The 13,696-nt window shown below is 45.6% G+C and carries 12 protein-coding genes; 9 read left to right on the top strand and 3 right to left on the bottom strand.

Going from position 1 to position 13,696, the window contains the following annotated elements; genetic code table 11:
* The 6 genes from ACTBZS_RS09710 to ACTBZS_RS09685 form a co-directional block, all read left to right on the top strand.
* Positions 1–2,206: cellulose biosynthesis protein BcsC (locus ACTBZS_RS09710; protein ID WP_463043974.1), on the top strand; the 2,206-nt coding region annotated here is incomplete at its 5' end.
* A gap of 19 nt (positions 2,207–2,225) precedes the next feature.
* Positions 2,226–4,043, top strand: coding sequence for a cellulose biosynthesis protein BcsE (bcsE, locus tag ACTBZS_RS09705; RefSeq protein WP_463043973.1), 1,818 nt, complete (start codon positions 2,226–2,228; stop codon positions 4,041–4,043).
* 217 nt (positions 4,044–4,260) lie between these two features.
* Positions 4,261–5,013: a cellulose biosynthesis protein BcsQ gene (gene bcsQ / locus ACTBZS_RS09700; RefSeq protein ID WP_460429696.1), complete on the top strand. Its 753-nt coding sequence runs from the start codon at positions 4,261–4,263 to the stop codon at positions 5,011–5,013.
* Between the two features lie 275 nt (positions 5,014–5,288).
* Positions 5,289–7,523: a UDP-forming cellulose synthase catalytic subunit gene (gene bcsA / locus ACTBZS_RS09695; RefSeq protein WP_463043972.1), complete on the top strand. Its 2,235-nt coding sequence runs from the start codon at positions 5,289–5,291 to the stop codon at positions 7,521–7,523.
* A 19-nt stretch (positions 7,524–7,542) separates the two neighbouring features.
* Positions 7,543–9,099 carry a cellulose biosynthesis protein BcsG gene (gene bcsG / locus ACTBZS_RS09690; RefSeq protein ID WP_463043971.1) on the top strand — a complete coding sequence of 519 codons (1,557 nt, stop codon included), beginning with the start codon at positions 7,543–7,545 and terminating at the stop codon, positions 9,097–9,099.
* Positions 9,099–9,293: a hypothetical protein gene (locus ACTBZS_RS09685; RefSeq protein ID WP_460429699.1), complete on the top strand. Its 195-nt coding sequence runs from the start codon at positions 9,099–9,101 to the stop codon at positions 9,291–9,293. Before bcsG ends, ACTBZS_RS09685 begins: the two co-directional genes overlap by 1 nt.
* On the opposite strand, the gene ACTBZS_RS09680 is transcribed toward ACTBZS_RS09685, so the two are convergent.
* The 3 genes from ACTBZS_RS09680 to ACTBZS_RS09670 form a co-directional block, all read right to left on the bottom strand.
* Complete coding sequence (locus ACTBZS_RS09680; protein ID WP_463043970.1) at positions 9,280–10,254, bottom strand: tyrosine-type recombinase/integrase; 975 nt, start codon at positions 10,252–10,254, stop codon at positions 9,280–9,282. The two genes, ACTBZS_RS09685 and ACTBZS_RS09680, sit on opposite strands and share 14 nt — an antisense overlap.
* Complete coding sequence (gene msrA / locus ACTBZS_RS09675) at positions 10,251–10,802, bottom strand: peptide-methionine (S)-S-oxide reductase MsrA (protein WP_463043969.1); 552 nt, start codon at positions 10,800–10,802, stop codon at positions 10,251–10,253. Before msrA ends, ACTBZS_RS09680 begins: the two co-directional genes overlap by 4 nt.
* Before the next feature lie 78 nt (positions 10,803–10,880).
* Positions 10,881–11,945 carry an HD-GYP domain-containing protein gene (locus tag ACTBZS_RS09670; RefSeq protein WP_460429702.1) on the bottom strand — a complete coding sequence of 355 codons (1,065 nt, stop codon included), beginning with the start codon at positions 11,943–11,945 and terminating at the stop codon, positions 10,881–10,883.
* A gap of 123 nt (positions 11,946–12,068) precedes the next feature.
* Here ACTBZS_RS09670 and ACTBZS_RS09665 point away from each other — a divergent pair, with 123 nt between their 5' ends.
* From ACTBZS_RS09665 to ACTBZS_RS09655, 3 genes are all read left to right on the top strand, one after another.
* Positions 12,069–13,007, top strand: a complete 939-nt coding sequence (locus ACTBZS_RS09665; RefSeq protein ID WP_463043968.1) for a tRNA dihydrouridine synthase — start codon at positions 12,069–12,071, stop codon at positions 13,005–13,007.
* Positions 12,995–13,333, top strand: coding sequence for a YkgJ family cysteine cluster protein (locus tag ACTBZS_RS09660; protein ID WP_460429704.1), 339 nt, complete (start codon positions 12,995–12,997; stop codon positions 13,331–13,333). Before ACTBZS_RS09665 ends, ACTBZS_RS09660 begins: the two co-directional genes overlap by 13 nt.
* A 17-nt stretch (positions 13,334–13,350) precedes the next feature.
* Positions 13,351–13,696 (top strand): AAA family ATPase (locus ACTBZS_RS09655; protein ID WP_463043967.1); only part of this gene is annotated, 346 nt, incomplete at its 3' end.

Below are 13,696 nucleotides of genomic sequence, written 5' to 3'. Positions count from 1 at the left end.
GCGCTATGCCCAAGCTTTATTCTTAAACGGTCAGGGCGACATCGAACAAGCGCGTGCGGCATTGACCGTGTTTCCAAAGGCGCAACAAACCGCAGCAGCGCGTGAATTGGCGCAGGCATTGGAGATGCGCTATCACCATGAGCAAGCCAATTTATTGGCGCAAGCAGGTGAGGACGTCTCGGCCAAACAACACCGACAACGGGCCGAAACGCTGGCCCAACATCATCCTGATTGGCTTGCTGAATTGGCTGATCGTCGGGTGGGGGCAGGTGAGATTGAGCAGGGTTTAACCTTGTTGCTTAACACCATTGTGCAAACACCGGCCAGTCCAGCGCGTGACGAATTAGAAATTCGTTATGCGCGATTGTTGGCGCAGGTCGAGCGCGATCAACAACTCAAACCGTGGCTGGCAAAATTGGCCGAACGGCCGTTGACCAGCGAACAAAAAAAGACCCTGCAACAGTTAAAGGTTGATTTAAGTTTACGCGAAGCACGTCAGGCCCGTGAAAAAGGGGATTTTCGCCAAGCACATGCCAGCCTCGACACAGTGCAAGCCGATCCTGCATTAGCAACTGACACGCAAGACGAGTTAAAGCTGGCGCGTGCCGAACTGTGGTTGGCAGAAGGCTGTTATCCGCAAGCACAACAAATGATTGAGCAAGTGTTGCAGCAACAGCCAAAACATACCGATGCGCAGTTATTACAAGCGCGGTTGTGGCAAGAGCGCGGCAAAGCGGAACAAGCGCAACAGGTATTGGCTAATCTGTTACCCGAACTTTCTCCTACCGATTTACAAAATCGGCTGTCAGTTGCGCGTCGCCTATTGGCCTTGTCGGATACCCAACAGGCCGAATCGCTGCTTCAAGAACTGCAGCAGACTTTCCCAACTGAACCGGAAGTGGTGATTCAACAAGGCCGTGCTCAACAGCAACAAGGCGCTTATCAAACCGCGCTGGCACATTATCAACAAGCAAGAGCGTATGAGCTGGCGCAAGGTGTGAATAATCCAGTTGGGCTGACTGCTGCAGAAAATGCCCTTGCCGATTTAGAAAAACGCCGCCAACCACTGGTAGCGACAGCGTTTCAAGTTAACCGTAAGGCCGGTGATGCGGGGGCCTCGGATTTCTCACTGCAAGAAACGCCCATCTATATGCAGTTCCCGCTTGGCTATGATGGCCATGTTTTCGCCCATGCCGATCAGGTGGTGCTGGATGGGGGGCAATTAGACCGTGCTGATAATCGCAAAACCCGCGACTTTGCCACCATCGCTGCTTTTGGTGCCGATCGTTTGGCGGGTCCATTACGCCAAGTGTATCGCGGGACAGTGTTTGCGCTTGGCTATCAAAACGACCATTGGAGTGTGGACATTGGCAAGTTGCCGAGTGATTTCCCCGTGGCATCTTGGTTAGGCGGGGTGCGTTACCAAAATCAACAAGGGCCTTGGTCGTGGCAAGCTGAAGCATTCCGCCGTCCGGTGACCAGCAGTGTTTTATCTTTTGCGGGGAAAACCGATCCGATTACCGGTGAAACGTGGGGCGGTGTGGTGCGGCAGGGTGTGGCCGGTGGGGTGGGGTGGCGCAGTGGTGATATTCGGCTATTTACGGATGTCACAGCAGCAAAGTTAACCGGAAAAAATATCCCAGATAATCGGGAATTGAATATCCGTTCTGGGATCAATTGGGACGTCATTGACCATCCCTTTTATACCTTATCCACTGGCGCGACTTTAACCTATTGGCAATTCCAGAAAAACTTGCGTCATTATCAATTCGGCCACGGTGGGTATTACAGCCCACAACGCTATGTTTCTTTAGCCTTGCCTGTTGAATGGCAAGCGAGGGGAGATAATTGGTCATATCGCATTGGTGGCAGTCTCTCCTATTCCAATAATAATGAAAAAGAAGTGCCCTTTTTCCCAAATCACGCCACATTACAACAATTGGCCGCGCAACGTGCCAGTGTTGAAAACTTTTCTCCTCCTCGCCATAGTGGGGGCAAAGGCGGGGGGGTTGGTTATTCAGTGCGCGGTGCTATCGAATATCGTGTCAATGAGGCTTTAACCATTGGTGTAACAGCAGAAATAGATCGTTCAAAAGATTATGAGCCTAATCGGGCTGGTATTTATCTACGTTATCATTTCTCACCACAAAAAGATAAGATGAGCTATCCAACTTTAGGTTCGGCACGTCCTTATTCACAATATTGATGATGAGGTGAATCACATTATGAATAAAATGATCCAGCAATTAGTTCGGCCAATTCAATCATGGTTGAAAAAAGAGAAAAAAACCTATCAGCTTGGTATCGCTGGGTTGCCTAATCATTTGAATGCGCTATTGCCTCATCGCTTATACATGGTTTTTGCGATGAAAGGGCTGGCACGCGACAGTATTTTCTTTGAAGCAATACAACGTAACTTAAAAACAGGCACAGTTGTTGCTATATCTGATGCTAAACCAGAGCAGGTATTAAAAAGTTTGGTGTTACATAATGTGATGCTGGATGATGAAGTCACGCAAAAACATTTAAATATCTTTTCTTTGCCGACAGATTTTGTTGAGTTAGTGAAAAAATTCGGTATCAAAGCGATTTTGAACGAATTAGAAAGCTATCACCTACCACCACAATCCCTCTGTTTGCTGGAAGGGGCCGAAAAGCTATTTCAATTACAAGACCGTGAATTGTTACGTGAGCAGTTAAAAACATTATCTCGCTGGTTTCGCGAACGTGGCCATTGTGGTGTGTTGTTGTGTGAACCGTTGCCAGATGAAACACAACAATTACCGGTGTTAGCAGAAACGTGGCGGGGCGAGTTAGCGGGTATGGCCGAATTGGTCGAGGAAAATCAACGCCAATTTCTATGGAAAGTTGAATTTTGGCGCACGGAAGACGGTGTCGCGCTTGGCCATGATTACCCACTGCTGTTAAATGAATCAGGCTATTTAGCGTTAGATGCTTTCCGTCCTTATTTTAAGTATGAAGAAAATGAAAAAGTTGCCCATGATAGTGAATGGGTGATCGCCACACAAATTGCTGTGCAAGATGAGTCGTGGTTGCCACCTCATTGGACAACGGTTGCAAACTATGAAGCTATTTTAGAAAAATGCCAAACTTTGCATACTGCCACGGTGATTTTGCATGCCAATCGTGATCAGATTCAAGAACTCGCTAAAACCATTTATTTACTGCGTAAACAATGTGGTAAAGCATTAAAAATTCTGGTGCGTGAAGGAAAACACGCTCTGCGTTATCACTATGAATTATTATTATTGCGAGTAGGGGCAAATTTAGTTGTCAGCCAAAATCCTTCTTTCTCTCGCCTTGCTTCTGCGATTGAATCATTACGCGGCCAACTGTTTCAGCGTAGTTTGCCAGCCGATTTAGAAGGCGTTCTGACCGCTGCTATGAATAGTGATATTTCGGGTTATGTGGCTGTGCCACAGTTTATTGAACATGCGCGAGTCAGTATTGCAAAAAGTCGAGAGCTGGGTTTGTCTCAGGCATTGATTCAATTGCCTTTATTGCCACACATTCCAATTTTAGATGCGTTGCAAGTCTGTGTACTCTCTCGTTCTGGTGATATTGTTACCGCCCATCGTAATCAGATTTACTTATTCTTATTTGCCTGCCGTCCCTCTGATATTGCCGGTGTGCTGAGCCGTGTTTTTAAACAGCCAGTGGACAGTCTATTTAGTGGTGAGATTCGAGGGATTGATGATTTGACGATGTTAGAAATGGTCGCTGATCTAGAGCAACAATTAAGAGCAGATCCTGCTGTAGATTATACTGAGCTTTTGCAAAAACAACGCGAGAACAAAGCCGTTGCGAATCAAACGACACCGGCCCCGGCTGAAAATCCCACGCCAACCTCACCAACACGACAATTTGCTATGTTACAGCATATTTTTGAGCCAGCTTCTTCCTCTGCTGTCAATAAAGAGCTGCCAAAAATGATGACTAAAGCACGTCCTATTGATCTTACTCTGCGCTCAGAAAATCGGAAAAAACAGGCCGATTTGAAAATCGAACAAGGTGGCCAATAGTGTTAAAGAGTCTCTTTTTTAATGCTTTAATCGCCACCTTCTTTTTAACAGCCTTGCTGATTATGGTTTTTTTTGCACTGAAAAAGTTGTCGTGGTTGCGAGGGCATTTATACCGTTTACAGCGCAAACGTAATGGGCGTGTGCTGTCTCCTTTATACCGTATGGGTTACTTGATGTCTGATAAGAAAAATAAAAAATCTCACCGGAAAGGGACACCATGAAAGTCATTGCAGTGATTTCACCCTGTGGCGGAACAGGCCGAACAACCATGACGGCCTCGCTGGCGACTATTTTACAACGGCAAAATTGGACAACAGGCATTATTGAACTAGACCCCGCTAATCGTTTGGGGTTGTTTCTTGGTTTAAATGAATTACTAGAACAAGGGTTTGCCGCACATTTAGCCAAGCGGGAAAAGTGGTGCACCCATGCTTATCAAAGTGCTGACCAAGTGATTTTTTTGCCATTTGGTGCAGTGGATGCGATGACCAAACAAATTTTTGATCATGCCTTATATAAATATCCGCAATGGTTAAAAATAGCCTTGCACGATATTGTGGTGCCGCCAGAAAGTGTATTCTTAATTGATACTCCACCGTGGCCATCGCTATATGTTGAACAAGCGTGCGAAGCAGCCGATTTAATTTTAGTCGTGTGGAATCCTGAGCCTCTGCATTATCTGACGTTGTCTGCTGTCAGTAATTTTCTAGCAAAAATAAAAAAGCCTGCGCTGTTTTTAGTCAATAAACTAGATGTTCGTCGGCCATTACATAACGATTTGGTTTTAATGAGCCAGAACCACTTAGCAAATCTGCTATTACCCTATCGCTTACACTTAGATGAAGCGGTGCCAGAAGCTTTTGCAAATAATAAATTGGTGATTGATCACGCGCCTTCCTCACAAGTCTCACATGATTTACATGGTATTAGTGCCTACATCATGCAAACCTTAGATAAATTAGATTCATGAATCGTTTTATTTGTCTGATAAAACAACATCTCCAGATGCAATCTGAGACGAAGTGGTACGTCATGATATGGCGGATTTTTTTTCGAGCACCTAAAGAAAATGCACCTGACACATTATGGTTGTATGTGTGTTTCCTGCCTTTTTTCTTTCGATTTCAGCTGGGTTTAGAGGAAAAAAATCGGGTTGACGCTAAGTTTTTCCTAGCTTTATTTTGGCGATTTCCGTCTCCAGAACAAAATATTCAACCTCCAGCTTTCGTTAAAGGGTGGCTTAACATGGAACTATTGGCTGTTGTCGAAAAAATATTGTGGCCATTGATTTTCATCCGCCGCTGTTATGATTGGTTAATTGCAAGGCTGCCTAAATTTAATTATGAAAAAATTGGACGTTCGCTATCATCGGTTGAACAATTTTTTGAGCGTTATCCACAGGTATTTTTACTAACAACTTTGGTGACATTGCCGATTGTTCTACCCCTTATTGTTACAACACCATTCAGCTTGTTTGAACAAACCTTATTTTTTACTGCAACATGGTGGATTGCGTTACGTATTCGTCGAATTCCGGGCCGATTGCCCATTTTGGTGTTAATCGGTTTGTCTATTTTAGTCGCTGCTCGTTATATTTGGTGGCGCACAACACATACATTAGATTTAGAAACGCCGATTGAGAAATTTCTTGGTTTATTGTTATACGCGGCAGAGTGTTATACTTGGTTGATTTTATTGTTTGGTTTTGTACAAACAGCTTGGCCATTATATCGAAAACCTGTTCCACTCCCCAAAGAAACCGATTTATGGCCTAGTGTTGATATTTACATCCCAACGTATAATGAACCGTTATCAGTGGTTCGACCAACGGTATATGCCGCCTGTGGGATTGACTGGCCAAACGAAAAATTAAAAATTTATATCTTAGATGATGGAAGACGTGAAGAGTTTAAATTATTTGCTGAACAGGCTGGGGTGGAGTATATCATCCGCCCTGATAACTTCCATGCCAAAGCAGGTAATATTAACCACGCACTCAAAAAAACACAAGGTGAATATATCACCATTTTTGACTGTGACCATATTCCTACTCGTTCCTTTTTACAAACTACCATGGGTTGGTTTGTAAAAGATAAGAAGTGTGCCATGTTACAAACACCGCACCATTTCTTTTCTCCAGATCCGTTTGAACGTAATTTCAGCACATTTCGACAAGTACCAAATGAGGGCAGTTTATTTTATGGCTTGGTACAAGATGGAAATGATTTATGGAATGCGACTTTTTTCTGTGGTTCATGCGCCGTTATTAAACGAAAACCTTTATTAGAGGTGGGTGGTATTGCGGTTGAAACAGTAACGGAAGATGCCCATACCGCATTAAAAATGCACCGCCGAGGGTATACCACTGCCTATTTGAAATTAGTACAGGCCGCTGGTTTGGCAACAGAAAGTTTATCCGGTCATATTGGCCAACGTATCCGTTGGGCGCGTGGTATGGCGCAAATTTTTCGAACTGATAATCCTTTTCTTGGCAAAGGGTTGTCTTTCATGCAGCGTCTTTGTTATAGCAATGCAATGCTGCACTTTTTCTATGGCATTCCACGCTTAATCTTTCTCACTATGCCGCTTTCGTACTTGTATTTTGAACTGCATGTGATTAACGCAGCGGCTTTAAGTTTGGCAGCTTATGTTTTGCCACATATTATGCATGCCAATCTGGCTAACTCAACCATGCAAGGAAAATACCGCCACTCTTTTTGGGCGGAAGTATATGAGTCTGTTTTGGCGTGGTATATCGTATTACCAACTACAATTGCCTTTATCAATCCGAAATTAGGCAAGTTTAATGTGACTGCTAAAGGTGGGCTGATTGAAAAGAGCTATTTTGATTGGAATATCTCTAAGCCTTACCTGATTCTGTTGTTTTTGAATCTGCTTGGTTTTGCGATTGGTGTAGGTCGTTTGCTGTTTTGGAATCAGCACGAACTATCGACTGTTTTATTAAATATGGTTTGGACTGGTTTTAACTTAATTATGTTGGGGGCTGCTGTTGGGGTGGCGACAGAAGCACGACAAATTCGTTTATCGCATCGTGTTCCGATGCGAATTCCAGCGGTGCTATATCTGCCGCAAGGTTATACCATGGCCTGTTATACCGATAACTATTCTAGCGGTGGGGTGGGGTTGGTATTGCCAGAGGAAACGCCCTATCTGAGAATGAAAGATCGCATTCATATTGGTTTAAATCGCGGTGATCGGGAATTCTGTTTCCCCGGTGAAATTGTCATGCTAAAAGGCAAGCAAATTGGGGTTCGGTTTGAAGGGTTATCAACAGAACAAGAAAAAAACTTGGTGCAATGCACATTTGGTCGTGCCGATGCTTGGTTAGCATGGGATGAAGGTCAACCGGTTGATAAACCACTGGCTGCTTTGTTTGAAGTCTTTAGAATGGGATGGCGTGGTTATGGTCGTTTGTTCCGTCATGTTAAAGAAATCAGCAGTGCTTGGTTTAAAAAATAATCTTTGTTAGGTTGTGATAATGGGTTTATGGAATTTATATTTTATCTATAAATTGCTGTTTGCTTTGGGTGGCACGCTACAGTTTCATCTGGGCTGGAACTTGCTTTTAGCCTTATTTTTAATTTTGCCCAGTTTCCATTGGTTTTTAAGCAGCTTACGTTTTGTTTTGGCGCTGCTTGCCGCGACTTTGTTGTTATATAGTGAATTACCCTTACCACCATTGGCTAGAGCATGGTCACAAATAGAAAATCTACAGGGTTTTAGTTGGATTTATGTGCAGGAATTATTAGGTCGTGTGATCAGTTGGGAGGTATCGGTTGCTGCTTTAGTCATTTTATTGTTGTATTTAGTCCTCAACCGTTGGTTAAGAATCACCAGCTTTGTTTTGGTGGCGATTGTGGTAACGCCATTGTGGCAATGGCAGCAAAAAGCCACTGTGCTTCCGGTGGCCACTCAGGCAACACCCACGCAAACCACCGCAATCAAAACACCGACCCAATCACCGGCAGAACTGCTCACTGCATTTCAGCAGCAAGAAGCTAAACGGGTGGTAGATCTCACACAATTAGGCCAAAAGCCAGCATTTGATGTGATTTTGCTGCATATTTGTTCATTGGCATGGGACGATTTGCGTTTTGCAAAACAAGACAAACACCCGCTATGGCAGCAATTCGATGTGGTATTTGAGCAATTTAGCACTGGTGCCAGCTATAGTGGCCCAGCAGCGATTCGCGTATTGCGTGCGGCCTGTGGTCAACAAGAACATACTGCGCTCTATCAAGCTGCACCGCAGCAATGCTATCTGTTTCAACAATTACAACAGCTGGGTTTACAACCCTATGCCTTAATGAACCATGATGGCCACTTTGATAATTTCTTCGAATTAGTCAGTCAAAATTTGGCTGTGCCAGGGTTGAAACCGGTGATGCCAACCACGGCCGCTGTGGCAATGCGAGGGTTTGATGACTCTCCGATTTTGTCAGATCGTCAGGTATTGTTTAATTGGTTTAATCAGCGAACGAAAGAGGCGCCGCCGGCGGCGTTGTACTACAACACCATTTCTTTACATGATGGTAATCGGTTGCCAAATAGCAGTTTGAGTAGTTTGCAAAGTTATCCGCAACGATTAAATACTTTACTCACTGATGTGCAAGCATTTATTCAACTGATTGCTGCCAGCCAACGGCCTGCTGTCGTGATGTTCGTACCAGAGCATGGGGCAGCGGTAGAAGGGGATGAGTTGCAAATGGCAGGGTTACGGGAAATTCCCTCCCCCGGTATTGTGCGGGTGCCGGTTGGTGTGAAATTGGTTAACTTTCCACAAACCCAACCACAAGCCCCTGTGTTGGTGAAGGAACCTAGCAGCTATTTGGCTTTGGTGAAGCTGTTGGAAAACACCATCAAAAACCATGCACTACAAACGGGTTTGCAAAATGCCAGCTTAACGGCTGATTTGCCTCAGACTGCTTTGGTTGCTCAAAATGAACAGACCATCGTGATGGCCGATCCAAACGACAAACGTTATCACATGCGAACACCCGATGGAGTGTGGGTGACTGCCGAGAGTAAAAAGTAATGATGGATGAGCCGGTGTTATCACTGACCCCAGAAGGATATGACATTCATCATCTGGGGCAATTTTTACAGTTGCCACTTTTGGAACAACGTTATTTAGACCAACAAGCGCGTAATGCAGCTGAAGAAGCTGCCCAGCGGTGGCCAGCATTAGAGCAACGTTTTTTTCGATTATTGCAAACTACGGCAGAGTAGGTGTTTGTGTTTCTGCAACAAGATGCCGTTGTTGCCAATCACGATAAGCGAGGTAAAAGCGGCGGGCGGAGGCTGGCTCAATCAAACCGAGCCACTCTGCTACCGTACGATCATCGACGCCTTGGTCGTAATGTAAGGCCGCAAAGGTATTGCGTAGGGTTTGTGGTGAGGCGCGTTCATGGCGTTGGGAAAATAATTCGATTTGTTCCAGTATTGCCTGTGTGCGACGGAAAAAAGACGCTGCGTGCATCATGCCGCCTTTGCGATTAGAGGCAAAAACAAACAGACCGGCAGTGGCGCTGTCGTGACGTAAGGTGAGCCAATCTTGCAGCGGCTGGTGCGCAAATTGAAGGAGTGTGAGATGGCGGGTGCGTTGGCGTGTCTCGTCGATAATCTGAATCGTATGCTGATGCAAATCGATGTCTGTCGTTTTTAACTGTTGCAATTCAAATACTTTTAACCCTCCACCTAGCATAACGGCAACCAGCGCACGGTCTCGCATGGCCTTCCAATAGGCTGCGGTGGTGGTGGCTTGCGGTGTGGGTTGTAAAAAAGCCACTAAAGCATTGCGCTCGGCAAAGGTAAGAAACGAAGTCGGGTCGTTTTCTCCTAACCCAACTCGCTGTTGCGCCGCAATGCTGGCTGGGTTTTCTTGCCAAGGGCGCAAACTGGCTAAGTGTTCAAACACGCGTTCAATCAGTCGGATATAGCGATAACGATGGTGTTTTTGTAAGCCATTTTCATCTAAGAACCACGCAATATGCCGCGCTTCAATCTGTGCAAAAGCAATCTCTTTGCTGGCCGTCCATTCAATAAATTTGCGCCACATGGCGTGATAAACGGTAGCAGAATTGCTTTTGAGATCTTGTCTATTTAACCAAGAATGGAAAGCTAGCACCGGATTGTTGAGCCAATCTTGATAGCTTTGTGCAAATAAATCATGATTATCGCTGGGCATCATCGCTCAATTGTCTGTAAATAAGCAGGAAAAGAGATCATCAATTTCTCGACTTTAGGCCGAATCACTGCCATGCAGTACGGTTGCCATGGGTGATTGGCATAGTAATTGAGATGTTCACGCTCCGCTGGCCAGAAAGTGTGTTGACTGGCATCGACCTGTTCTGTGACCACGGTACCTAACCCTTGTGCATTGAGATGATCGATGGCGCTGGCAAGCTGTTGTTTTTGTTCTTCTGAGCAATAGAAAACCGCCGAGCGATATTGTGTGCCGATATCATGGCCTTGCCGATTGAGGCTGTAGGGGTCGTGGGTGGCAAAGAAAATGGCGAGTAGTGTCGAATACTCGACTTCGCTTGGATCAAACCACAATTCGATGGCTTCGGCGTGGCCGGTATTACCAGTGCAAATAGCTTCATAGGTCGGATGGTCCAATTGACCACCAATATAACCTGGCTGAATTGTCTTTACCCCTTTCACCGCACGAAACACGGCTTCGGTACACCAAAAACAGCCACCGGCAAAAACGGCTCTTTCGCAATTAACCGACATTTTGAATGTATCCTTGCTGAAATTGGGTTAAATAACACACACGATCTTTTTTATGACAGACGGCTGAAAGAAATACAACTAATCCCATGCCTTCGCTAATTGTAATAAGGCATTATCTGGAATCGTAAATTCGGCAGGGCTCACAATGGCATTCCCCTCTTGTTGTGGATCTAAGGTAATAAAACCACCACCACGGTCAAAAGCCAATAATTTAGGATGGCGTAAATCCTGAGTTTGTGCCACTACAAGCGCCACTTTCTTATTCTCTAACCGTACAAACGAACCAGCAGGATATAACCCAATGCTACGAACAAAACGTTGTACCAAAACGGCATCAGGGTTGGATGTATCTCCGGGTTGATATAGGCTCAACCATGCATTCTTTGCCGACATCCGTTTACGATAACGTCGGCCACATAGTTTCGCACCCAAGATATCCGCAATCCGCAACGCAGCAGATAGGGGATGTAAATAAGAAGCCGGATAGCCAATCGGATAGCCGCTACCATCTGGCATCTCGTGATGTTCACAGACCAATCGATGCCATAGCGGATCGGTAATACCCGATTCACGCAATAACGCCGAACTTAACAATGGATGTAAACGAATATGTTGGCTTTGCCCCGAAGTTAAGGGATCGGTTTGCTCATGAAGCGTATTTTGTAACGCAGCTGCTCCGATATTCATCGTTAATGCCGCACATAACAGGCTCTGTTTGTCTTCCGGAGAGATATTTAGCAAAGGGGCCAAACGTGCCAACATCACAGCAACTTGTACCGAATGCCCTGCGGTATACGACACCATCGGCACCAATAAAGTTGCTGCCAATGCGGCATCAGGTTCTTCTTCTACCAAATTGGCAATCCGCCGCGCCATAAATGGCAATTTGATATAAAAATCAGGCATTCGCGAAACCGCTTCTAACCAAATAGCTAAGGTGCGATAGGTGTGTTCAATGATGTCAAAAGGATGTCCCGATAACGGTTGGCCGGTATCAATGGGTGGGGCATTGCGTTCAGGTTTTAATAACTGTCGTCCGCTATCGGTTAAGCGATACAGGTCTGGCGCAGTGAAAGCAAGGTTATGTTGCGCAAACAGATCAGCCGGTAACGGTTCATAGTGTTGATGGGCAGCATTGGCCATGGCGAAAGGCTTTCCTTACAAGTAACTGAGCGGGTTGATTGATTCAATGAGGCAAAAGTCGCATACAATGGCGACTTGATAAATTCTTTCTTTTTCAACATTGTGCAGATTGCGCTTGCTCCTATGGAGGGCGTCGTTGACGACCTCATGCGTGATACTTTAACGCGGCTCCCTGGTATTGATTGGTGTGTGAGTGAATTTATTCGAATCACGCAAACCGTTCTGCCTCCTCGACAATTCTACCGAATGCTTCCCGAACTCAGATTGGGGGCGATGACGCCTAGCGGTGTGCATGTTCGTGCCCAATTGCTGGGTTCCAATCCTGATTTACTAGCAGAAAATGCTAAAAGACTAGCAGAGTTGGGCGCGCCTGTCATTGACCTAAATTTTGGTTGTCCAGCCCCAACAGTAAACCGTCATCGTGGTGGTGCCATTTTATTGCAAGAACCGGCCTTGTTATATGAAATTGTCTCGGCGGTGCGTACGGCTGTACCAAATACTATCCCTGTGACAGCTAAAATGCGATTAGGCTACGAAGATAAAACGCTGGCAATTGATTGTGCTCAAGCACTGGTCGCGGGTGGTGCTGCCTCTTTGGTGGTACATGCGCGAACTAAAATTGAGGGTTATCGCCCACCGGCACATTGGCAATGGATTGCAAAAATTGCCGAATCGGTCTCTGTGCCGGTGATGGCGAATGGAGAAATTTGGTCGGTTGCCGACTATTTGCGGTGTCGCGAAGAAAGTGGTCAGGCAAGTGTAATGTTAGGTCGTGGCTTACTGGCAAGACCAACATTGGCAGCAGAAATTCAAGCACATTGTCGAGGTGAAGCCCCTCCTGATTGTGGTTGGCAACATACTTTACAACTGTTGGAAGACTTTTTTCATCGCGCTGCACATCGAGGGCCTAGTTTCGCGCTGAGTCGTCTAAAACAATGGTTAGCGATGTTGGGACGTGATAATCCAGAGGCAAAAGCATTTTGCCTAACCATCCGTCAACTAAAAGAGCCTGCGCTGGTGATGCCGTGTTTTGAGGAAGAGAAACAAAAATGGCTGCAGTAAATGTATGTCAGCAATGTGGTGCTTGTTGCGCTGCATTTCGTGTCAGTTTTCATGTCTCGGAATTAGAAAGTGAAGGGGGAATGGTGCCTGATCGCTTAGCTGATGAAGAAACCCACTCCACGCGCCGGATGCGTGGAACGGACTATGCCCGCCCACGGTGTATTGCCTTGGTTGGCAAAATTGGTGAATCGGTTTCCTGTGGCATCTATCGGGAACGTCCCAGTCCCTGTCGTGAATTTGGTGCTAGAACAGATTTAGGGGTATTTGAACCTGCTTGTAATAAGGCACGCTCAATACATGGTTTGCCGCCACTGCTGATTGCTTAGCTGTTTGAGGTGAAGGTATGCAACGTAAAAAACTACCCATTGGTATTCAAACTTTCAGCGAGATTCGCCAGAACCATTATTACTACATTGATAAAAGTGAAATGGCTTATCGCTTAGCGAATGAGGGCAAACATTATTTCCTGTCCCGTCCACGTCGTTTTGGTAAAAGCTTGTTCCTCGATACCTTGGCTGAACTGTGGGCAGGGAATGAAGCCTTGTTTCAAGGGCTGTGGATTCACGATAAATGGGATTGGTCGGTGTCTCATCCGGTGATTCGCATCAGCTTTGGCGGTGGGGTGATGATGAATGTGGAAACCCAGCTACCGAATAAAATCGCGGAGCAAATGCGCATCAATGCCGAGC

This window comes from Aquaspirillum sp. (assembly GCF_055136605.1).
This window is presented reverse-complemented; position numbering and strand designations above follow the sequence as displayed.